Origin of the sequence: Acinetobacter sp. YH01025 (assembly GCF_013420185.1) — a bacterium.
GTDB classification, from domain to species: Bacteria; Pseudomonadota; Gammaproteobacteria; order Pseudomonadales; family Moraxellaceae; genus Acinetobacter; species Acinetobacter indicus.
In genome coordinates, this window is the sequence record NZ_VOYR01000001.1 from 190,216 (window position 1) to 213,085 (window position 22,870).

Annotated in this window: 22 protein-coding genes; 16 read left to right on the top strand and 6 right to left on the bottom strand. The window is 45.5% G+C overall.

Annotation, left to right across the window (positions count from 1 at the left end):
- Positions 1 to 108 precede the first annotated feature (108 nt).
- Together radA and FTT89_RS00895 are read right to left on the bottom strand one after the other, a co-directional pair.
- Positions 109 to 1,500, bottom strand: coding sequence for a DNA repair protein RadA (gene radA / locus FTT89_RS00890; RefSeq protein WP_016659986.1), 1,392 nt, complete (start codon positions 1,498 to 1,500; stop codon positions 109 to 111).
- Between the two features lie 135 nt (positions 1,501 to 1,635).
- Positions 1,636 to 2,985 carry a sodium:alanine symporter family protein gene (locus FTT89_RS00895; protein WP_034597619.1) on the bottom strand — a complete coding sequence of 450 codons (1,350 nt, stop codon included), beginning with the start codon at positions 2,983 to 2,985 and terminating at the stop codon, positions 1,636 to 1,638.
- Positions 2,986 to 3,299: 314 nt separating this feature from the next.
- On the opposite strand from FTT89_RS00895, the gene FTT89_RS00900 reads away from it, so the two are divergent.
- The 7 genes from FTT89_RS00900 (at position 3,300) to FTT89_RS00930 (ending at position 9,453) form a co-directional block, all read left to right on the top strand.
- A complete protein-coding gene (locus FTT89_RS00900) occupies positions 3,300 to 4,703 on the top strand; it encodes an amino acid permease (protein ID WP_127800407.1) in 1,404 nt (467 codons plus the stop codon).
- Between the two features lie 133 nt (positions 4,704 to 4,836).
- On the top strand, positions 4,837 to 5,067 hold the full coding sequence (locus FTT89_RS00905) for a lipoprotein (RefSeq protein ID WP_016659988.1): 231 nt from the start codon (positions 4,837 to 4,839) through the stop codon (positions 5,065 to 5,067).
- A gap of 22 nt (positions 5,068 to 5,089) precedes the next feature.
- Positions 5,090 to 6,334, top strand: coding sequence for a diaminopimelate decarboxylase (gene lysA / locus FTT89_RS00910; RefSeq protein WP_016659989.1), 1,245 nt, complete (start codon positions 5,090 to 5,092; stop codon positions 6,332 to 6,334).
- Between the two features lie 13 nt (positions 6,335 to 6,347).
- Positions 6,348 to 7,193, top strand: coding sequence for a diaminopimelate epimerase (gene dapF / locus FTT89_RS00915; RefSeq protein ID WP_180103600.1), 846 nt, complete (start codon positions 6,348 to 6,350; stop codon positions 7,191 to 7,193).
- Between the two features lie 89 nt (positions 7,194 to 7,282).
- A complete protein-coding gene (locus FTT89_RS00920) occupies positions 7,283 to 7,906 on the top strand; it encodes an alpha/beta fold hydrolase (protein ID WP_164844958.1) in 624 nt (207 codons plus the stop codon).
- 34 nt (positions 7,907 to 7,940) lie between these two features.
- Positions 7,941 to 8,867 (top strand): tyrosine recombinase XerC, encoded by a 927-nt coding sequence (locus FTT89_RS00925; RefSeq protein ID WP_075167151.1) that lies wholly within the window; start codon positions 7,941 to 7,943, stop codon positions 8,865 to 8,867.
- A gap of 214 nt (positions 8,868 to 9,081) precedes the next feature.
- The gene (locus FTT89_RS00930) at positions 9,082 to 9,453 is read left to right on the top strand and encodes a hypothetical protein (RefSeq protein ID WP_180087895.1); all 372 of its coding nucleotides are present in this window, start codon (positions 9,082 to 9,084) and stop codon (positions 9,451 to 9,453) included.
- An 82-nt stretch (positions 9,454 to 9,535) separates the two neighbouring features.
- Here the strand turns inward: FTT89_RS00930 and FTT89_RS00935 are convergent, their stop codons facing one another.
- Positions 9,536 to 10,030, bottom strand: coding sequence for an Lrp/AsnC family transcriptional regulator (locus FTT89_RS00935; RefSeq protein ID WP_016659993.1), 495 nt, complete (start codon positions 10,028 to 10,030; stop codon positions 9,536 to 9,538).
- Positions 10,031 to 10,143: 113 nt separating this feature from the next.
- Here FTT89_RS00935 and FTT89_RS00940 point away from each other — a divergent pair, with 113 nt between their 5' ends.
- From FTT89_RS00940 to serC, 7 genes are all read left to right on the top strand, one after another.
- Complete coding sequence (locus tag FTT89_RS00940; protein ID WP_180087896.1) at positions 10,144 to 10,749, top strand: LysE family translocator; 606 nt, start codon at positions 10,144 to 10,146, stop codon at positions 10,747 to 10,749.
- 500 nt (positions 10,750 to 11,249) lie between these two features.
- Positions 11,250 to 11,999, top strand: coding sequence for an electron transfer flavoprotein subunit beta/FixA family protein (locus tag FTT89_RS00945; protein ID WP_005176529.1), 750 nt, complete (start codon positions 11,250 to 11,252; stop codon positions 11,997 to 11,999).
- 18 nt (positions 12,000 to 12,017) lie between these two features.
- Complete coding sequence (locus FTT89_RS00950; RefSeq protein ID WP_005176532.1) at positions 12,018 to 12,950, top strand: FAD-binding protein; 933 nt, start codon at positions 12,018 to 12,020, stop codon at positions 12,948 to 12,950.
- Positions 12,951 to 13,125: 175 nt separating this feature from the next.
- Entirely contained in the window at positions 13,126 to 13,827 is a 702-nt protein-coding gene (locus FTT89_RS00955) for a hypothetical protein (RefSeq protein ID WP_005176535.1), read from the top strand.
- A gap of 439 nt (positions 13,828 to 14,266) precedes the next feature.
- Positions 14,267 to 17,230: a DNA gyrase subunit A gene (gene gyrA / locus FTT89_RS00960; RefSeq protein ID WP_180172640.1), complete on the top strand. Its 2,964-nt coding sequence runs from the start codon at positions 14,267 to 14,269 to the stop codon at positions 17,228 to 17,230.
- Between the two features lie 68 nt (positions 17,231 to 17,298).
- Entirely contained in the window at positions 17,299 to 17,730 is a 432-nt protein-coding gene (locus FTT89_RS00965) for a DUF3887 domain-containing protein (protein ID WP_075167148.1), read from the top strand.
- 295 nt (positions 17,731 to 18,025) lie between these two features.
- Entirely contained in the window at positions 18,026 to 19,105 is a 1,080-nt protein-coding gene (serC, locus tag FTT89_RS00970; protein WP_163145987.1) for a 3-phosphoserine/phosphohydroxythreonine transaminase, read from the top strand.
- 62 nt (positions 19,106 to 19,167) lie between these two features.
- Here the strand turns inward: serC and FTT89_RS00975 are convergent, their stop codons facing one another.
- Together FTT89_RS00975 and FTT89_RS00980 are read right to left on the bottom strand one after the other, a co-directional pair.
- A complete protein-coding gene (locus FTT89_RS00975) occupies positions 19,168 to 19,308 on the bottom strand; it encodes a hypothetical protein (RefSeq protein WP_005176552.1) in 141 nt (46 codons plus the stop codon).
- 398 nt (positions 19,309 to 19,706) lie between these two features.
- On the bottom strand, positions 19,707 to 20,639 hold the full coding sequence (locus FTT89_RS00980; protein WP_075168247.1) for a hypothetical protein: 933 nt from the start codon (positions 20,637 to 20,639) through the stop codon (positions 19,707 to 19,709).
- A 264-nt stretch (positions 20,640 to 20,903) separates the two neighbouring features.
- On the opposite strand from FTT89_RS00980, the gene FTT89_RS00985 reads away from it, so the two are divergent.
- Both FTT89_RS00985 and FTT89_RS00990 read left to right on the top strand, forming a co-directional pair.
- On the top strand, positions 20,904 to 21,371 hold the full coding sequence (locus tag FTT89_RS00985; protein WP_005176559.1) for a YaiI/YqxD family protein: 468 nt from the start codon (positions 20,904 to 20,906) through the stop codon (positions 21,369 to 21,371).
- Between the two features lie 5 nt (positions 21,372 to 21,376).
- Positions 21,377 to 22,300 (top strand): DMT family transporter, encoded by a 924-nt coding sequence (locus FTT89_RS00990; protein ID WP_104471252.1) that lies wholly within the window; start codon positions 21,377 to 21,379, stop codon positions 22,298 to 22,300.
- Here FTT89_RS00990 and FTT89_RS00995 read toward each other — a convergent pair.
- Positions 22,288 to 22,854, bottom strand: coding sequence for a PilZ domain-containing protein (locus tag FTT89_RS00995; RefSeq protein WP_005176561.1), 567 nt, complete (start codon positions 22,852 to 22,854; stop codon positions 22,288 to 22,290). The genes FTT89_RS00990 and FTT89_RS00995 overlap by 13 nt on opposite strands.
- Between the last annotated feature and the right edge of the window lie 16 nt (positions 22,855 to 22,870).

Genomic DNA, 22,870 nt, shown 5'->3' on the forward strand with positions numbered 1-22,870 from the left:
TTAAAAAAAGAAATTTATCGCCTTGTATTTATGCAGGCATTTGTCCCGAATTTCAATACAGAATTCAGCTTTTTTCACATGAAAAGCTCAAAAAATAGGGCAAAGGCTCTAGTGCAGTTCTTCACTTAAACTCATGGCCTCGCTCAGGGCTTCATGCAAACGGGCCACCGCAATCACCTGCACCCCTGGAATCGCTTTTTGCGGTGCATTGGCACGTGGCAAAATAATATATTTAAAGCCATGTTTAATCGCTTCTTTTAGACGTTCCTGACCATTCGGCACCGGACGGATTTCACCGGATAAACCGACTTCACCAAACACCGCCAGTTGCTGGGGCAGGGCTTTGCCGCGAATACTCGAAGCACAGGCCAGCAGCACTGCCAGATCGGAGCCGGTTTCGGTAATTTTCAGCCCGCCGACAATATTGACATAGACATCCTGACCGGACGTCTGCACGCCGCCATGGCGATGCATCACCGCCAGTAGCATATTCAGCCGGTTTTGTTCTAAGCCAAGTGCGACCCGGCGCGGCTGACCATGTGCATCATCGACCAGTGCCTGTACTTCCACCAACAGCGGACGGGTGCCTTCGCGGCTAATCATCACAATTGAGCCGGGAATGGCTTCATCATAACGGCTCAGGAAAATCGCTGACGGATTGGCCACTTCACGCAAGCCTTTATCGGTCATGCCAAACACGCCCAGTTCATTGACCGCGCCAAAACGGTTTTTGACCGCACGAATCATCCGGTAGCGGGAATCGGACTGACCTTCAAAATACAGCACACAGTCCACCATATGTTCCAGCACACGTGGCCCGGCCAATGCACCTTCTTTGGTCACATGACCGACAATAAACAATGCTGTGCCACTATTTTTGGCAAAACGGGTCAGGAGCGCCGCCGATTCACGGATTTGCGATACGCCACCCGGTGCAGACTGCAAGGTTTCAGTATATAAGGTCTGGATGGAGTCCAGAATCGCCACCGCAGGACGTTGCTGGGCCAGTACCTCACAAATCCGTTCCACACAGGTTTCAGCCATCACTTTGAGCTGATCGGTCGGTAAATCCAGACGCTGCGCGCGTAAGGCCACCTGTGATAAGGATTCTTCACCAGTGACATATAAGGCAGCGCTGTTGCTGGCGGCCATATGGGTCGCGGTTTGCAGCAAAATGGTCGATTTACCAATTCCGGGATCACCACCAATCAGCACCACTGAACCAGTGACCAAACCACCACCAAGTACCCGGTCAAATTCGCCAATACCGGTGGCAAGGCGGGTTTCGGTAGAGACTGAAATCTGGTTTAAAGTAGTTACAGTTGAGGCCTGACCGGCATAGCCGCCGCCCATACGTGGCTGGGCACGATGGGTCACCGCAGGGGCAATGCTGACTTCGGTTAAACAGTTCCATTCACCACAGTCTGAACATTGACCAGCCCATTTAGGATGATCTGCGCCGCATTGTTCACAGCGATAGACACTTTTTGCTTTTGCCATAAATAAACGTCTGGAATGTGTTTTTTAAATCTTGCCCCACAGCATACAGAGGAAATGCCGATTTTCAAATTGTTGATACGCCGGCAAAGAAAAACCACCCGCAGGTGGTTGATCTTGTAGTTTGATTTGAACGCTTTAGTAGAGTTCGCCGGATTTGCGTCGTGCAATAAAATCTTTCGATTCTTTGGCAATTACACCCGACAGCAGCAATAAGGCAATCAAGTTCGGTACCGCCATTAAACCGTTAAAGGTATCAGCAAACAGCCAGACCAGATCTAGGGTTGCGACACAGCCAATAAACACCGACGCAATGTAAATCAGGCGATACGGCAGTACAAATTTCTCACCAAGCAGATAGGTCGCACATTTTTCACCATAATAGCTCCAGCCTAAAATAGTCGAATAGGCAAAGAAGATGACCCCGAAAGTCACCACCCAGCCCCCGATTCCCGGCAGCAGTTTGTCGAATACGCTAATGGTCAGTACTGCACCGTTCTGATCACCAAAAGACTGGCCGGCCATAATAAAGCCCATGACCAGCACAATACCGGTAATTGAACAGACAATAATGGTGTCAATAAAGGTACCAGTCATTGAAACCAGACCCTGACGTGCCGGATGGTCGGTTTTGGCTGCAGCGGCAGCAATTGGCGCAGAACCCATACCGGCTTCATTGGAGAAGACCCCGCGCGCAACACCATAACGGATCGCGGCACCAATCGCACCACCTGCGGCAGCTTCACCGGTAAAGGCATAGGTGACAATCATTTTGAGTGCTGGCACCACCAGTTCAAGGTTATTCAGGATGATGACCAAACCACCGGCCATATAACCAACCGCCATAATCGGCACAATAACCGAAGAGGCTTTGGCGATGGATTTAATCCCGCCCAGAATTACCAGGGCTGAAAATACGGTAATGATGATGCCGGTAATCCAGGTTTCCAGGCCAAACCCATTTTCAACGGCCAGTGCTACCGTGTTGGATTGCACCGAGCTGCCAATCCCGAAGGAGGCCACTGCACCGAAAAAGGCGAAAATCAGCGCCAGCCATTTCCATTTCAGGCCACGTTCAATGTAATACATTGGACCACCGGACATTTCACCTTTCTCGTTTTTTACCCGGTATTTGACCGCCAAAACACCTTCGCCATATTTGGTCGCCATCCCGAACAGGGCGGTCATCCACATCCAGAATACGGCGCCCGGACCACCGAGTACGCAGGCTGTGGCCACACCGGCAATATTACCGGTACCAATGGTGGCAGAAAGTGCGGTCATGAGGGAGGCGAATTGGGAAATATCGCCGGAATGTTTGTCCGGGTGTTTGCCAAAAACCTGTTTAAAGGCCAACGGCAGCATCCGGAATTGCCAGAACAGCAGGCGGAAGGTCAGGAATATCCCGGTACCGACAATCAGCACCAGCATATATGGGCCCCAGACCCAGCCACTAAGGGTTTCCATGAGTGTTTGTAAATCTTGCATCATTGTTTCTTCTTATGTCTCAAAATAGATATTTTGTTTTCTATATAAGCAATTGATATGCCATGCTCATCCTGAGCAAGAGATATAGTTGCGTGCTGCATTTTTATTTGTTACACAGAATTTATGTTTTGACAAGAAAATTGATATAAACCTTGTCAATCATCCCTTTGGATAAATTGATAACTTTTTGTTATAAGAAAAATAAATTAAATTTAATTATTCCGCAGAAAATATAGATGAAGCGGCATTTCTTTTTGTTTTCTGATTTCTTTTACGTTAGTTTGTCGTGGTTAACACTGAAGTTGAATTCAATAATGTCGTATCAAAATACAAATTCGTCACAAGAAAAAGGCGATCTGCAGCGAAGCTTATCTAACCGGCATTTACAGCTGATTGCCATTGGTGGCGCCATTGGAACAGGATTGTTCATGGGCTCAGGCAAAACCATCAGCCTGGCCGGGCCATCGATCCTGATTATTTATATGATTATTGGTTTTATGGTGTTCTGCGTGATGCGGGCGCTGGGCGAACTGTTGCTGTCCAATCTGCAATATAAATCCTTTATTGATTTCAGCACCGACCTGATTGGCCCGTGGGCCGGCTATTTCGTCGGCTGGACCTACTGGCTGTGCTGGATCACCATCGGCATTGCAGACCTGTCGGCGATTATTTATTACCTGCAATTCTTTAATGGCGGGATACCGTTTACACCTGAAGAAGGGGTGATGATCAGTATTGCAGCTATTGTCTTCATCATGGGCTTAAACCTGGTGACCGTGAAGCTGTTTGGTGAAATGGAGTTCTGGTTTGCGCTGATTAAAATTATTGCCATTATTGTGCTGATTGCAGTCGGTTTATGGATGATTTTTACCGGTTTTACCTCAGATGCCGGCACAGTCGCATCCTTTACACATATCTGGAGTCATGGCGGCCTGTTCCCGACAGGTACTATGGGCTTCTTGGCCGGTTTCCAGATTGCGATTTTTGCCTTTGTTGGGGTAGAACTGGTCGGTACCACAGCGGCTGAAACCAAAGATCCAGAGAAAAACCTGCCGAAAGCAGTGAACTCGATTCCGGTACGTATCATCATTTTCTATGTATTGGCCTTATTAATTGTGATGTCGGTAACGCCATGGAACCAGATTGATCCAAATATCTCACCGTTTGTAAACCTGTTCAGTCAGGCGGGTATTGCGGCCGCGGCGATTATCATGAACCTGGTGGTACTGTCTTCGGTGATGTCGTCGATGAACAGTGGCGTATTCTCGACCAGCCGGATGCTGTTTGGTCTGTCACGTGAGCAGCAGGGTCCTAAAGCCTTTGGCCGTTTAAATAAACGTGCAGTCCCGGCCAATGCACTGTATTTCTCGGCGGTGTGTCTGCTGTTGGGTGCGGCGTTACAATATTTCGTACCCGATACCGTGAAAGCCTTTACGTTGGCGACCACGCTTTCGACCATTCTGTTTATTTGCGTCTGGCTGATTATTATCTGGAGCTATATTGTCTATTACAAAACCCGTCCGGAACTGCATGCCCAGTCGACTTTTAAATTGCCGGGTGGCCTGTTCACCTGCTGGATGGTGATCATCTTCTTTATTAGTATGATCTATGTGCTGTCTCTGGAGTCAGATACCTTGCAAGCCTTAATGATCAGTCCGATCTGGTTTGTGATTCTGCTGATTGGCTATTTCGGTTTCTATAAGCCAAAACAGAAATAAGCCATTGCACAACAAAAAACGTCAGTGTCCAACTGGCGTTTTTTTATAGCACAAGCTAATCTCTAGCGTTTAACACTTTGGTCACAGCAGTGATCGCGTTATACTTCATTGAAAATTTTAAATAGGTGGTCAGATGCGTTCTGTCATTTGCTGCATCAGTTTATTGACAGCCAGTTTTGTACTGGTCGGTTGTGGTCAATCGGGAGCTTTACAGTTGCCGAGTGATCCAAATTACGACAAACGTGCCAAATATCTGTTATATCCCAATGTCGATTCAGAGCAACATCCTGAAGAGCCGACACCTGCACCGGTACAGCAACAGTTTGCTGCACCTGTAGCTTCGAATTCCACGACGACACCTTAACGTTCATAGAAAGGATACATTCATGAGTTTCACCCGCATCAATGGGGTTTTGCACGCCGAACAATGTTCTTTACAACAGCTGGCGCAGCAATTTGGCACACCACTTTATGTTTATTCAAAAGCAACCTTTGAAAAGCATTATTTAGATATGGATCGTGCTTTTGGCTTTATCGACCATCAAATCTGTTTTGCGGTCAAGTCAAACTCCAATATTGCGGTGCTGAATGTATTGGCCAAGCTCGGTGCGGGTTTTGATATCGTGACCGGCGGCGAGCTGGCACGCGTATTGAAAGCCGGTGGTGATGCTTCGAAAATCGTTTTTTCTGGTTTGGGCAAAACCGAAGCTGACATTAAAAAAGCACTGGAAGTGGGCATTGCCTGCTTTAACGTTGAATCCTATGCAGAGCTGGATCGGATTCAGAAAGTGGCGGCTGAACTGAAGGTTAAAGCGCCAATTTCTTTACGAGTGAATCCGGATGTCGATGCCAAAACCCATCCTTATATTTCAACCGGTTTAAAAGAAAACAAATTCGGTATTCCATCAGATAGTGTATTTGATACCTATCAATATGCGGCATCGTTACCTAATCTGGACATTGTCGGGATTGACTGCCATATCGGTTCACAGCTGACTGAAACCCAGCCTTTTGTTGATGCGCTGGATCGGGTCATGCTGATGATTGAGCAGCTGAAACAGATGGGCATTACACTCAAACACATTGATATTGGTGGTGGTTTGGGCGTGACCTATAAAGATGAAACTCCACCATCGGTTGAAGAATATGCCAATGCACTGCGCCCGGCTTTAGAAAAACTGGGCCTGAAAGTGTATATGGAACCGGGCCGGAGTATTTCCGCCAATGCCGGTGTGCTGCTGACCAAAGTCGATTTACTCAAACCGACCAATCACCGTAATTTCGCAATTATTGATGCGGCAATGAATGACCTGATTCGTCCTGCTTTATATGAAGCGTGGATGGACATTCAGCCGGTGACGCCACGTACCGATGTCGAAACCCAACAGTGGGATGTAGTCGGTGCCATCTGTGAAACAGGTGATTTCCTTGGTAAAGAGCGTGATCTTGCCATTCAGGAAAACGATGTACTGGCAGTGCTGGGTGCCGGCGCTTATGGTTTTGTGATGAGCTCCAACTACAACAGCCGTGGCCGTGCTGCAGAAGTGATGGTCGATGGTGATCAGGCGCATCTGATTCGTGAACGTGAAACCATTGAATCACTCTGGGAACGTGAGCGTTTATTGCCTTAAGGAGTAAATCAGGATGTTTTTAGAATTTACCAAGATGCATGGTCTGGGCAATGACTTTATGGTGGTTGATTTAATCAGCCAGCGCGCCTATTTCGATAGCCTGACCATTCAGCGTCTGGCCGACCGTCACTTTGGTGTCGGGTTTGACCAGTTGCTGGTGGTTGAGCCACCTGATGTTCCGAATGCCGATTTTAAATACCGTATTTTTAATGCCGATGGTTCAGAAGTCGAGCAGTGTGGCAATGGCGTGCGCTGTTTTGCCCGTTTTGTGCATGAGCGCCAGCTGACCAGTAAAACCAAAATCAAGGTGCAAACCAAAGCCGGGATTGTTGAGCCGGAACTGGGTCAAAATGGCTGGGTGCGGGTAAATATGGGGCAGCCGAAATTCCAGCCGCAAGAAATTCCGTTTATTGCCGATGAACCGGATAACTTATATGACCTGATGCTGGCCAATGAAGAGAAGCTGAGCATTGATGTGGTCAATATGGGTAATCCACATGCTGTGACCATTGTGCAGGATATTCTGACGGCTGATGTCGCACGTTTAGGTCCACAAATTGAATCGCATGAGCGTTTCCCGCAGCGCGTGAACGCCGGTTTTATGCAAATTCTGGATGAACAGCATGCCCGTTTACGTGTGTTTGAACGTGGTGTCGGTGAAACGCTGGCCTGCGGTACGGGCGCGTGTGCAGCAGCAGTTTCAGGCATGCGCCGTGGCTTACTGGCCAGCAAAGTTGAAATTGAACTGGCGGGTGGCAAGTTACAGATCGAATGGAAAGAAGGCGATGTGGTCTGGATGACCGGTCCAACTGCCAATGTCTATGAAGGCCGTCTGGATTTACGTTATTTCCAGGGCTAATCTGACCATTTCCTATACAAAAGCACCGTTCTATTCACGGTGCTTTTTTATGTTAGGATGATTTGAGTTTTGCCTGCAGAGCCATGATGATGCATAAACTTGTTTTTCTGCCGGGTGCCTCAGGTAGTCAGCAATTCTGGCAGCCGTTAATGGCCCGGTTGCCAGCATCGGCCCGGAAAACCGTGATTGCTTATCCTGGTTTTGATGGGGTAGAAGCCGATGCCAGCATTCAGAGTCTGGCCGATCTGAAAACGCGGGTGATCAGTCAGATTGAAGAGGACAGCATTCTGATTGCCCAGTCGATGGGCGGAGTGTTGGCCATAGCCGCTGCATTGCAGCAGCCGAATAGACTTCGGGCCTTGGTGTTAATGGCTACTTCGGGCGGACTGGATTTAACTCCGTTTCAGGCCAAAGACTGGCGTGAGATTGAACCCCTGCAATGGGCCAAGCTGCCGCAGTGGTTTGTGGAAGATCAGACCTATTATCATCCGGAACAATTGGCCAGTATTGATCTGCCGGTGTTATTGCTTTGGGCCGATCAGGATGAATTGAGTCCGGTTGCCGTTGGTGAGTTTCTGGCCCGGCAGTTGCCGAATGCCCGATTGGTGATTATGCCCGATGCTGATCACTGGTTTGCATCCTCGCAGGCTGAACGTGTCGCCGGGGAGATCAACCGTTTTTTACACGACTATTTTTGCAAAGCTACTTTTTAAAAGACAATTTTTTACCAGAACATAGGATGGTGTGATGAAGTTAAGTGCTGAACAGTTACTGGAGATGTGGCTGAAACAACGCGAAATCCAGCATCAGTCGGCACATACTTTGCATGCTTATGCACGTGATGTTGGTGATTTCCTTCATTTTTGTCAGCAGAAAAACATGCCGCTGGCCGATGTGGAAACCGCTGACTTACGTGAGTTTCTGGCGTATAAGGTCGAAGCGCAGCAGCTGAGTTCCAGCAGTTTGCAGCGCATGTTGTCTTCTATTCGCCAGTTTATGAAATGGGCTGAACAGGGGAGTTATTTGGCGTTTAATCCGGCTGATGATTTTCAGTTAAAACGTCAGCCACGTCCTTTGCCGGGCATGGTCGATATTGAAACGGTACAGCAGATTTTAGATCAGCCAGAGCCGGAGTCAGAGCGGCAAAAACAGCTCTGGGTCCGTGATAAAGCGATTTTAGAGCTGCTGTATTCCAGTGGATTGCGCCTGGCGGAAGTACAGGGCTTAAGAATTAAAGATCTGGATTTTAACCGGCAGTTATTGCGGATTACCGGTAAGGGCAATAAAACCCGGGTGGTACCGTTTGGTTCTAAAGCCAAAGACAGTGTGATGCGCTGGCTACAGATTTATCCGCTGTGGCAGGGTGATTTTGTCCCGGATGCGCAGCTGTTTATTACGGAAAAAGGTCAGCCACTCGGTGCGCGGCAAATTGAAAACCGGGTCAAGTTGCAGGCCCAGCGTGCTGGTGTCAATGTCGATTTGCATCCGCACTTATTGCGACATTGTTTTGCCAGCCACATGTTATCTAATAGCCGTGATTTGCGTGCGGTGCAGGAGATGTTGGGGCACAGTAATTTGACCACCACGCAAATTTATACTCATGTCGATTTTGATCATTTGGCGCAGGTTTATGATCAGGCTCATCCAAGGGCGCAGCGCAAAGAGCAGGGCTGAATTGAGGCAAGTGAAAAGGACTTTCAATTCACGGGTGAAAGACTAGAATAGAGGTGTCAGGCATGAGCATGTGCCACCATTGTAGAATAAAAATAAAGGTGGAGATGGCGTATAAAGAGGGTTAATTTTTGACTCGAGTAATATTCAGAACGAGCACAAAAATTCCGAGGACCCAACCTGATTGATGATTTGGGAAAAATGTAAAGGCATAGATATGATTTCGGATATTCAACAAAAATATGAACAGCTGAGTCCGGCGCAAAAAGAAATTTTTGCCGGTTATGGTTTAAGACAGGTGAAACACTTTGTGGAAATTAACCTGCCAGCCATGCAGGCTATTTTACTTGAACAGGCTGTGATTCAAGGCATTAACGCACAAGGTAAGGTGCAGGCGGTTCATACGGAAACAGGTCAAGGCTATTTATGGATTTCCGATCGTCAGTGGCAGGAAAGTCAGCAATTGACCCAAACCGTCGATGCAACTGAAGATTTTATGCAGGTCTGGAAAGTGTTTAATCTGGCTGAATATGACCTGATTGATTTAAGCCACGTGCACCGCGACTTTTTGGATGGTCAGCAGGCTTAAACATAAGCACTACGTGCAGCATAGCAAGAGAAGGTTATCTTGCGTGCTGCAACTTAACAATCTTCAAAATCGCCGGCTAGGCTTATAAATCTTCCAGCGGCAGCTGAAAACTCTGTTTAATAATTTGACTTGGCAAATCGGTTTTGACACTGGTGATGCCATTTTTTTTGGTTAAATGGGTGGACTGAAATTTACGATAACTTTCTAAATCGGGCACCACCACTTTCAGCATCGCATCGCATTCCCCCAAAATAATATAGCACTCCATCACCTGCGGTAATTCTTTCATCGCCTCAATGAAGGTATCAATAGTTTCGGCATCCTGCCCGACCAGCCAGATCCGGGAAAATAAAATCAGTTGAAACCCAATCTTATGCGGGTCCACCACCGTAGTGTAATTCTGGATTACTCCGGCTTCTTCTAAAATTTTCACCCGTCTTAAGCAGGAGGACGGCGACAGGCCAATTTCACGGGCCAAATCGTTATTCTGAATGCGGCCATTGTTCTGTAAAGCTCGAATGATATTTTTGTCGATGCGATCCAGATTTATTCGAACAGACTTTGGATATTGCTTCATAAATTAGAGGATAATTTGAAAAATTATTTAGATTATAGAATATTTGAAATCCTATTTTATAGCGTTTCGCAGATACTAATTTTCACTTTCTCAAGTAAGACGGGTAAAAGGAAATGTCTGTATGGGTACTTTTTGCATTGACTGTGTTGCCGCTGATTTTTACGCCGGGGCCGGATATGTTATTCATTTTGTCGCAAGTGATGGGTAAAGATGCAAAAGCAGGCATGATGGCCACAGTCGGTGTATGTTGTGGTTATCTGGTGCATTCGATTCTGGTGGCGTTGGGAATTGCCGCGATAATCGTGTCCTTTCCGCTGTTATTTGAGGCGATTCGCTGGTTAGGGATTGCATATTTGCTGTATTTGGCGGTGGGTTTATTCAAGTCGGTATTGAGCAAGAAAAAGCTGGCGATTGAAAGTCGCAGCAGCAGTCATCCGGTGCACAAAGGATTTTTTACGGCGCTATTGAATCCGAAAGGCATGCTGATTTACTTTGCGATTTTGCCGCAGTTTATTGATAAAACTGGAAATACCGTTACTCAAGGCTTGTTATTGTCCTGCATTTTTATTGGGCTAATTTTTATTGTGTACTGCGCGTTAAGTCTGATCTTTGCCAAAATCACCCAGAAAACCCAGCTGTATGAACGTAAACAGAAGTGGATTGATGGTACATCTGGTGGTTTACTGGCGCTGGCGGCCAGCTGGTTAATGGTCAATTAAGCTGTGAAATTTAGAAAAAGCATGTCCTAGGTCGACATGCTTTTTTATATGGAGAGCGTGAAAAAGAGAATTGTTACAAAAACAGAAATGAACCGATGGTCATCTTAGACCAAAGTCTGGCAGGGGATACAAACTGCTATCCTAAATGACATCAAAATAGCTAGGTTTCGGTCTGCTATGTTAAAAAATGAATAATAATTCATTTTATTGTGCTGGCTAGTTAATCAGAACAACTGATGTGATACATAAGATAAAAAGATAATATAAATCAATGGTTAAAATATAGCTTAATCTGGCTGAAATATAGCTGGGTTAAGCTGGATGAAAAAAGTATGAACGCAACGTTCAGCTATTTTTACGCATTTTTACAGCTTCTTGGGCAATTGTGACTTGACCGAAATGCCAAACCCATTGCAAGATAAGACACCTACAAAAATTTAAGTGAAGAGTTATCTTAACTTTTCTCATCTTTTACATTTACTAAAACAGCCGAGGATTACATGAAGGCTCTTGTTGCTGTAAAACGTGTGGTTGATGCCAACGTTAAAGTTCGCGTTAAACCGGACAATAGTGGGGTTGACCTTACTAACGTTAAAATGTCAATTAACCCATTCTGTGAAATCGCCGTGGAAGAAGCGGTTCGTCTAAAAGAAAAAGGAACAGTTTCAGAAATCGTTGTTGTTTCTATCGGTCCTAAAGAAGCGCAGGAACAAATCCGTTCTGCTATGGCGCTTGGTGCTGACCGCGGTATTTTAGTTGAAACTGCAGATGAAATTGGCGCACTTGAAGTGGCTAAAATTTTAAAAGGTGTTGTTGAGCAAGAGCAGCCACAACTGATCCTTTTAGGTAAACAGGCAATCGATGATGACTCAAACCAGGTGGGTCAGATGTTGGGTGCTTTACTGGGCGCAGGTCAAGGTACATTCGCTTCTGAAGTGAAAGTAGACGGCGACAAAGTACAAGTGACACGTGAAATCGATGGCGGTTTACAAACTGTTGAATTATCACTGCCAGCAATCATCACGACTGACTTGCGTTTGAATGAGCCACGTTATGCGGCACTTCCAAACATTATGAAAGCGCGTAAAAAACCGCTGGATACCAAGTCTCCTGCAGATTACGGTGTATCAGCCGGGACTAAACTGAAAACTGTAAAAGTTGAGTCACCAGCTGAACGTAAAGCGGGCGTACAAGTGAAGTCTGTAGATGAGCTTGTTGAAAAATTAAAAAATGAAGCGAAAGTGATCTAATACAGAAGGATATAAATCATGAGTATTTTAGTTATCGCTGAGCACGACAACAAAGCACTAAATGGTGCAACGTTAAACGTTGTGGCTGCAGCTCAAAAAATCGGTGGTGATATCACTGTATTGGTTGCTGGTTCTGGCGCGCAAGCAGTTGCTGATCAGGCAGCTAAAGTTGCGGGCGTGAGCAAAGTATTACTGGCTGATGATGCTGCCTATGCAAATCAGCTGGCTGAAAATGTCGCAAAACTGGTTGCTGAATTGGGTAAAGGCTATAGCCATATCCTTGCAGCATCTACAACGACAGGTAAAAATATTTTACCTCGCGCTGCAGCATTGCTGGATGTCAGCATGATTACTGACATTATTGCAGTAGATAGTCCAAATACATTCAAGCGTCCAATTTATGCCGGTAACGCGATTGCAACTGTTGAATCTTCAGAAGCAATTGTTGTTGGTACTGTACGTGGTACAGCATTTGATGCGGTTGCTGCGGAAGGTGGTTCAGCTGCGGTTGAAGCTGCGGCATCTACAGGCGATGCAGGTATTTCTAAGTTTGTGAACGAAGAAATCGTGAAATCTGAACGTCCTGAATTAACAGCTGCACGTATTGTAGTATCAGGTGGTCGTGGTGTAGGTTCAGGTGAGAACTATCACAAAGTACTTGATCCACTGGCAGACAAGCTAGGTGCAGCACAAGGTGCATCTCGTGCAGCGGTTGATGCGGGCTTCGTTCCAAACGATATGCAGGTTGGTCAAACAGGTAAAATCGTTGCCCCTGATCTGTACATCGCTGTGGGTATCTCAGGTGCGATCCAGCACTTGGCCGGTATGAAAGATTCTAAAGTGATCGTTGCGATCAACAAAGATGAAGAAGCACCAATTAATGCAGTAGCTGACTACTGGTTAGTAGGTGACTTAAACACTGTAGTTCCAGAATTGGTTTCTAAAATCTAATTCCTGAACTTCGGTTAAAAAGACGCTCTTGCGCAAGCAGTAAAAGTTTTTACTTTGCTGTTTTGTTCAGGGGCGTTTTTTATTCTGTAATTTTTTATCGGAATTCATCAAAATTTAACATTTTTAGTATTGTTAAATTCAATAAACAGCAGAAGAGTCTAAAAATTATGCTAGTATGCCGGTTTTTGAAATCTCTGATTTCGTCAGCCGGAGTCTCCCATTGAGTTTTGATACCCGATTGTCCAATCAAGTCTTTATCTTATTTCTGCTGTGTCTAGGTTTGCCATTCCTGGTCGATTTGCATCTGCCACTTTTAGATGGTCAGCTCGTGCGTGGCGTTGAAAATGTTCAGGCTTTCTTATTATTGTTTTGTGCAATATTCAGTTATTTTTATATCCGTCCTTTTGATTTGGCGGATGGACAAAAGCAGTTCTGGTTATGGGCAATTTGCTGGTGGCTATTGTTGTTTGGCCGCAGTATCAGCTGGGGGCGAGATTATTTTCCGGAAGTGCCGAAAGTGTATTTCAGAGCGATTTCAATTGTGCTGATTGCGCCTGTGGTGTTTATGCTGTTCTCTCGTCATTTGCGTGCCGAAATTGTGCGTAAATTTAAGTCGGTATCCTTGCCGCTCTGGGTTTTAATTTTGAGTGTAGTCGGTCTAATTGCCGCAGATTCTATCGAACATGGCCGTGCCATCAGCTTTATTTTCCTGCACGATGTGGCTTATAAAGATTTTATGGAAGAAATGTATGAATTCCCGTTAATCCTGGGCTTATTCATGATGACTCTGCATATTATGAAGCAGGATAAACCGCCAGTGGTGGCCGAGCCAGTATATCTGGAGCTGGATGATCACGAAGCGGTGGCCAAGAACTAAGTGGGTTTCACATCATGCTCTCAAATATAAATCATGCCTTGTCCGAGGCATGATTTTTTTATGTCTTTTATTTCAAAAAAGAAGATTGCTTGATCCAAGGCCAATTTTGTCGCAAAGCGTATATTTTATGCATAGCGCAATATTGATCAAATGAGCAGAAATGCCATGTGGCGCGATGGATTTCACTGCTGGATATGCTGATGAAAAGTAGCTGCAAGACCGATTGGCAAAAATAGCTTAAAAATGTACCAAAAACTCATCTTTAAACATTAGAAAATTAACGAGATTAAGATGAACAGGATGACACAAAAATAGGACTATTTATGCTATAATTCCCAGCTAAATTTTCGTTTTTTAACTCAAGTTTTGAGTTAAATTTTTTGCCAAATTTACGATATAAAATGCGGGCAGAAATCTGCTTGTATAACAAGGAGTATGCATGAGCGTATCGGAAATTAGACCGATTGCCATTGAGGATGAACTCAAGCATTCATATCTCGATTATGCAATGAGCGTGATTGTGTCACGGGCATTGCCAGATGTACGAGATGGTTTAAAACCTGTTCATCGTCGTGTGCTTTATGCAATGCACGAATTGGGCAATGACTACAACAAAGCCTACAAAAAGTCTGCCCGTGTTGTGGGTGATGTGATCGGTAAATACCATCCACACGGCGATTTTGCAGTCTATGAAACCATCGTTCGTATGGCGCAAGACTTCAGTCTGCGCTATCAACTGGTGGATGGTCAGGGTAACTTTGGTTCGATTGATGGCGATAGTGCGGCCGCAATGCGTTATACCGAAGTACGTATGACCAAGCTGGCCCATGAACTCCTGGCCGATCTGGAAAAAGATACCGTAGATTGGGTCGATAACTACGATGGCTCGGAGCGTATTCCTGACGTTCTGCCAACCCGTATTCCAAACCTGCTGGTGAATGGTTCTGCCGGTATTGCCGTCGGTATGGCGACCAACATGGCACCGCATAACCTTACCGAAGTGATTAATGCCTGCCTGGCCTATGCCGATAATCCAAATATCAGCATTGAAGGCCTGATGGAACACATCAGTGGTCCAGACTTCCCGACAGGCGGCATCATTTACGGTAAATCCGGCATTGTCGATGCTTACCGTACCGGTAAAGGCCGTTTGCATATCCGTGGTAAATATCATTTTGAAGAAGACCAGAAATCCGGTCGTACCACCATTGTCTTTACTGAAATTCCGTATCAGGTCAACAAGGCCAAAACCATTGAGCGTATTGCTGAACTGGTTAAAGAGAAAAAACTGGAAGGAATCTCGGAGCTACGTGACGAGTCCGATAAAGACGGTATGCGAATTGCGATTGACTTGAAACGTGGTGAGAATGCCGAAGTCATCGTCAATAACCTGTTCCTGAATACGCAGCTGGAGAACTCGTTCAGTATCAATATGGTCTGCCTCGACAACGGCCAGCCAAAATTGATGAACCTGAAAGACATCATTGCTGCGTTTATCCGTCACCGCCAGGAAGTGGTGACTCGCCGTACCATGTATGAACTGCGCAAAGCACGTGAACGCGGTCATATCTTGGAAGGTCTGACCGTTGCTTTGGCGAATATTGATGCCATCATCGAAACCATTAAAACTTCTGCCAACCCGGCCGAAGCGCGTGAGCGTTTACAGGCTGGCGAATGGGCCGCTGGTGGTGTGGTGGCATTGCTGGAAAAAGCCGGTTCCGTGTCTATTCGCCCGGATGAAATTGAAGGTGAAGATTTAAGCCGTCCATTTGGTTTGGATGGAGATGTTTATCGTCTTTCTCCAGCGCAGGTCGGTGCGATTCTGGAACTGCGTTTACACCGCTTAACCGGTCTGGAACAAGACAAGTTACATGCAGAATATTCTGAAATTCTGGCGCAAATCGCTGAATACACTGCTATTTTAAATGACTTTAATTTATTGATGGCGGTGATTCGTGAAGAGCTGGCGCTGGTATTGCAGCAATATGGCGATGCACGTCGCACTGAAATTGTTGAATCCCGCATCGACTTCTCGCGTGAAGATTTAATTCCTGAAGAGCAGGTGGTGTTAACCGTTTCACAATCCGGTTATGCCAAGACTCAGCCATTGTCCGATTATCAGGCTCAGCGCCGTGGTGGTCGTGGTAAGTCTGCCACAAGCATGAAAGAAGATGATTATATCCAGCATCTGATTGTCACCTCGAACCACGCGACCGTACTGTGCTTTACCGATGTCGGTAAGGTCTATCGCCTGAAAGTATTTGAAGTGCCACAAGCTTCACGTGGTTCGAAAGGCCGTCCAATGGTCAACCTGTTGCCATTAGATGCCAATGAAACCATTACCGCGATTCTGCCAGTAATTGATGCACCGAAGAAATTCAAAGAGCGTCTGGCCGATTTCCGTAGTTTTGTGAAAGCCAACTCAGCACAATTACAGCAAAATCAAGTGATTGCTAGCCATTATGCCGAACTTGAAGCCGCGTTTGCAGAACTGGCAGATGGTGATGATCTGTCGGATGCCTTGCGTGTTCAGTTAAAGCAGCTGGGCCTAGAGCTGTCAGCCACAGACCTGGATGATGAAATTGTTGCAGAATTTGCCGAGCAGGCTGAAAATCTGCGCAAAAACTTCTATGTGTTTATGGCAACAGCGTCTGGTACGGTTAAACGTGTCGAGCTGGAGCAGTTCAGCAATGTGCGTTCTAACGGTTTACGTGCCATTGAACTGAACGAAGAAGACACCCTGATTGGCGTGGCGATTACCGATGGCGAGCAGCAGATCATGCTGTTCTCGAATGAAGGTAAGGCAATCCGTTTTGCTGAAACTGATGTTCGTGCCATGGGCCGTTCAGCCAAAGGTGTGCGTGGTATGCGTGTCACCATTGGTGCAGCTCAAGCGGAAGAGGCCGAAGACGATACAGCCGATAGCGAAGATGATGCAACCGATAGCAATTTTGTTAGCCGGATTGTGTCGCTGGTCGTGGTGCCAGAAACCGGTGAAGTGCTGTGTGCATCCGCCAATGGTTATGGTAAACGTACTCCGGTCGATGACTTCCCGACCAAAAAACGTGGCGGTAAGGGTGTAATTGCGATCAAGACCTCTGAACGTAACGGTGAACTGGTCGGTGCGGTGGCCATTGATGCCTCGAAAGAATTGATGCTGATTTCGGATGGCGGTACGCTGGTACGTACCCGTGCTTCGGAAGTGGCAGAAACTGGTCGTAATGCGCAAGGTGTACGTTTAATCCGTTTAGGTGAAAATGAAACCTTGGTGGGTGTAGAAGCGATTGAAGCCGTGGAAGAAGATGAATTTTCTGAAGATTTAGCTGATGAAAATACAGCTTTAGATACGGTAGAGACCGATGCAGCAGCTGCTGAGCAGGATGAAAAACCGACTGAAGAATAATTTTTCTTCTCATGAAAAGGACGCTTCGGCGTCCTTTTTTACACAGTACCGTACAGGAATAACCCGATATGCAGCTTAAATTATGGATAGGCTTGAGTGTTCTGGCTTTGGCCGGATGTGATCAGCTGGGTCAAAAAGCCATGGACGCCATTCCAAATCCGAGTCCGCAGCAGGAACAGGTGGCACAGGCGGCCTATGACAATTTACGTGATGGCGAGTTCGAGCAGTTTCTGAATCATCTCGAGCCAGAACTCAAAAGCCATTTTCAGGACAATCAGAAAGTCATGAAACGCTTTGCCAAGGTGATTCCAAAAGACGAGTATAAGTCGCGTACCCTGATGACCAAAAGTATTGAAACCGGTAGCAATCAGCCGGGGCAGTACAAGATTAGCTATGAATATGCGTATCCAAAAAATCTGGTGCAATATGACGTCAGCTTTGACCAGCCGGGCGGTAGCAGTAAAATCCGCAACTTGAATATTCAGGTATTTGGTGAGTGAGTGCACTCTTAATCACTACATTTTACTAAGCTTTACCAGATCGCTGCGTATTACTGCATATATGCTTAAGATCAGCGCAAATTACATTTAATCAAGAGAAAAAGGTCATCCACATTGGGCCAGATATAGAGATGAATAGGCTTCCAATCTGCTGGAAAAGTTAAAATTATCTTGTGAATCTATATTGATTTTTCGACTGTATCTGCGTGCCAAGATTGAAATAATTTTGTGCAAGCCCGAGCAAGATGTGGTTAAATGCCTATTTTATTGTGTTTCACCTTGACAAGGAAAAATCATGCGCGCGTACAACTTCTGTGCTGGCCCTGCTGCATTACCCACTGCCGTATTAGAAAAAGCTCAAGCAGAAATGCTGGACTGGCACGGCAAAGGCCTTTCGATCATGGAAATGAGCCATCGTAGCAAAGATTATGTTGCGGTTGCAGAAAAAGCAGAAGCCGATTTACGCAAACTCATGAACATTCCTGAGAACTATAAAGTATTGTTCTTGCAGGGTGGGGCATCCTTACAATTCTCGGCGATTCCATTAAACCTGCTCGGTAAAAATAACAAGGCCGATTATATCCATACCGGTATCTGGTCTGAAAAAGCCCTAAAAGAAGCACAGCGTTATGGCGATATTCATGTCGTGAACGCGGGTATTCAGATTGATGGTAAACATGCCATTAGCGCACAAAGCGAGTGGGATTTATCCGCAGATGCAGCCTATGTGCATTATGCTGACAACGAAACCATCGGTGGTTTACAGTTTGCCTGCATTCCAGAAACCGACAAGCCGCTGGTTTGTGACTATTCATCTAGCATTCTGTCTGCACCGCTAGATGTTAGCAAGTTTGGTTTAATTTATGCGGGTGCTCAGAAAAATATTGGCCCGGCAGGTTTAACCCTGGTGATTATTCGTGAAGATTTACTGGATCAAGCCAAGCCGGAAATTCCAAGCATCCTGAAATATTCAGATCAGGCGAAAAATGGTTCAATGGTGAATACGCCATCGACCTATGCCTGGTATTTATCTGGTCTGGTTTTTGAATGGTTACTGGAAAATGGTGGGGTTGATGCCATGCATCAGACCAACCTTGAAAAAGCCAAACTGCTTTATGGTTATATCGATTCAAGCGATTTCTACGCCAACCCGATTGTTGAAGCCAACCGTTCGATCATGAACGTACCATTTACGCTGGCCAATGCCGATCTGGAAAAACAGTTCCTGCAAGAAGCGGAAGCCAATCATCTGTTGAATCTGGCTGGTCACCGTTCAGTTGGTGGTATGCGTGCCAGCATTTATAATGCCGTGCCACTTGAAGGGGTTCAGGCACTGGTTAACTTTATGGATGACTTTGCCAAACGCAACAGCTAATCCAGCGTGTACGAAAAAGCCCATCATCAGGATGGGCTTTTTTATGGGATATGGAATACGGATTAAAAAATAAATTGATGCAGCAGGTAGGCAGAAATCATCATGCCCAGAACAAAAAACAGGCAGGACATTTTATCCAGACGATAACGCTGACCCATTTGATGTTCAACAGATTGTAAGTTTTCTTCTTGCACGATTTTCATAGATATTATATTCCAGTGATCTATTTATCGTTGATACTTTCGATTTGTCACATATTATTAACATAAAAAATTGGTTAAATAAAGTACTAAATACATTTTCCTTAATAAACTTTTCAGCCGATTTAAAATCAGAACATCATCTCTTCATTCTGTTGACCGGATTTATTCAATATTCAATTTTTAAACAGATTTAATCTAAGTCTATGAAAATCAATAGAGATTAAATAATAAGCTTTAAAATTTAAAACTGTGGATAAATAAGTGATTTTTGAATTTAAAATAGTGCTATTTAGAATAAAACTGTGGATAAAATATAATCAAATAAATTCAAAAGATACAAAAAAGACCTGCTTCAAGCTGAAAGCTCATATTGAAGCAGGTCTTTCTTTAAATATAAATTATTGTTTTTTCGCGTAAATACTGACCTGAATCCAGATATTGCCGCGAATGAACTGGCCAATTTCAAAATCAGCAAACTTGGGTTCTTTGGTCGCAATACGGATTAAAGTGGCTGGCTGGTTGTCTTCATGAATCAGGCAGACATCATACAGGGTGTAATCCTGATTCATAAACTGTGCTTGGGTTTTACCGACCACATTGCCCTGGAACCAGGCTTCATCTTCCTGTCCTAAGACTTCACCATATAAATAGGCCACCATTTTGGAGAAATTCACGGTCACCGGGGCTTTATCTTCTTCAGATTTTGGCTCCCAGGCGTCAATCTGTTCCTGCAAATTGGCCGGGGCAACACCATTATTGGCCGCCAGAATATCATTTAAGGCACGGTGATGTTTAATCGAGGCAGGATCATCAACAATCAGTTGCTCATCTTCTGCCACGGCTTCCAGCTCGTAAGCCCAACCATTCAGATGCGCGATATAAGTCTGGTCTTTTTGGTACTGGTGGTGATTGACGCTATACAGACTGTCAAAGGCATAGACCGTGGTGTTTTCACCCAGATTTAATCCCAAAACCGCCTGGGTATTGGAAGGGCAGCTAATAATCCGTTCAATGGTCACCGGGGTTTTATACGGGCTTTCAAAACATGGAAAGGCCGTTTTAACCGCTTTCGGCTGATTGGCCTCTACGGCAATGACCTGCGCCAGTTGAATCGGCTGTTTGACCGGACCCTGAATCAGCCAGGTGCTGTCATCCATATCACATTCTTGTGCGCATAGCCCCATTGGCATGATGGGTGCATCCAGTGCCTGACCTAACCATTTGGGAACATCAACATTCGGCTGATCGGTGAGCAGCGTCCAATGCTCTACATGGCTGCCAAAACTTTGATCTTCAATGGTAATGATGTCTGGTCTGTTCTGATTTTTCATAAGCACGTTAAGAGAATGTCGAGTGGCCTTAATCTATTTAATCGAGGGTGTTTTAAATTTTTCAAGTCTGGGCACCGATTTCTCCTTTGAAAATGCCCGAAATGATGAGAAAAGTCAAAAGATGAGCTTAAGCTGCTTAAGCACAATCAGCTGATCCAGCGTGTTATTACTCTAGCAGCATCTTGGTGAAAAAGCCTGTATTTCCCGCCGCGGCGTTGAGTGAATTTTGCTACACTAGGGACATCAAAATTGCCGGAATTGAAAGTGCTGCCATTTAAGCTGTGGGTGGATGCCGATGCCTTACCAAGAATTTTAAAAGATGTGATTATCCGGGCTTCTGACCGCTATCAGCTCGAAGTAATTTTTGTAGCCAATCAGAATGTGGGCATTACTCCATCGGTGCGGATTAAATCCCTGCAGGTCATGAGCGGCGCAGATGCGGCCGATCAGGAAATTGTTGAGCGGATGCAGGCCAACGATATTGTGGTAACTCAGGATATTCCACTGGCAGCGCAGGTGATTGAAAAGGGCGGTATTGCGATTCATCCACGTGGTGAAATCTATACCACTGCCAATGTTAAAGCGCGGCTGCATTTACGTGATTTTATGGATACTCTACGCGGCGCTGGCGTGCAGACCGGTGGGCCACCGCCAATTTCTGAGCGCGATAAACGTGAATTTTCCAGCAGTCTGGATCAGACCATTCAAAAACAAAAACGTAAAACCGGCTGAATTACATGCCTTCAAAAAATAATATTGCCCTGACTTATATGCTGCTGGTGTTTATCTGGGCCTCGACACCGCTGGCGATTGTCTGGAGTGTGTCGGATTTGCATATGCTGTGGGCGCTGGCTTTACGTTTTTTTATTGCCTTGCCGCTGGCCTTTGTCTTTTTATTGCTACTCAAAGTGCGTTTTCCGGTTGATCAGACGGCATTGCACAGTTATGTGGCCGGTTCCTGCAGCCTGTTTGGTTCCCAGATTTTTACCTATCTGGCCACCAGCTATTTAAGTTCGGGCATGATTGCACTGATGTTTGGTCTGGCGCCGATTATTGCCGGCCTGATTGGGCGTTTTGCCTTTCAGCAGCGTCTGAAAAAACTGCAATGGTTCGGGATGCTGGTTGCAGTGCTGGGACTGGGTATTATCTGTCTGGGCGGAGAAAACCAGCATGTACAGCCGGTCGGGATTGGTCTGATGCTGCTGAGCGTGCTGATTTATGCCATGTCCATTTTCTGGGTCAAAAAAGTGAATGCCAAGGTGGAACCTGTGGCACAGGCCACTGGTTCAATCCTGATTTCAACCTTGATGGCAATTTTGATGTTGCCAATAATCTGGCCTTATGCACCGACTGAAATTCCGGAAACCAAGGCTTTATTCTCTTTACTGTATACGGTGGTGATGGCTTCACTGATTGCCATGTTCTGTTATTTTAAGCTGGTACAGAATATTCAGGCGACCACATTGTCACTGACCACTGTCATGACCCCAATGCTGGCCCTGCTAATTGGTGCATTTCTGAATCAGGAAGCCCTGAGCTTGACAGTGCTGATCGGAGCTTTGGTCTTATTGTTTGGCTTGTTCTTATATTTCTTCCATGATTTACGTGCAAGCCGGGCGTTGGCACGTAAACAGGCACATCCTGAAACTTATTTAGATTGACACTGCTGGATGACTTCGGCCAGTTTGCTGCGGTCTTGCGGGTGTAAAGTAATAAAATAGGCCCCGGTACGATAGCGGCCATTATCTTCGGCATTGCTATAGACCACCTGGGCAGTTGCAGCAATATGAAAGAAATTTTCCGGATGACTTAAGGTCACGTGAATATAGCTGCCATCGGCAATTTCACGCTCGCTGTAGAAGCTTAAACCGCTTTCGGAAAAGTTGACCTGTTCTGGTACAGGTAACATGCTTTGTACAATTGCATCGTATAAAGAACCGGTAATCAGGTTTAATTTTTGGTTGAATAAGGATAAGATTCGAGCAATTTGTTGATCTTTTTCAGATAATTGTTCTAATTCGTAGTTAAGCGCATGATCAAATTGATCTAATTCAGCGAGTAGTAGAAAATAACGCGGCAACATAAAATTAGGATCGTAAGGATCATTAAGAGCAACTTGATCAGAAATAAGCTGATAGTTGATTCTCAACGCAGCATCGATACGTGACATCACGCGACGTTCATTTTGAGCGTTTTGATGCTGTAAATTTTCCATAATGTATTACCTCGGA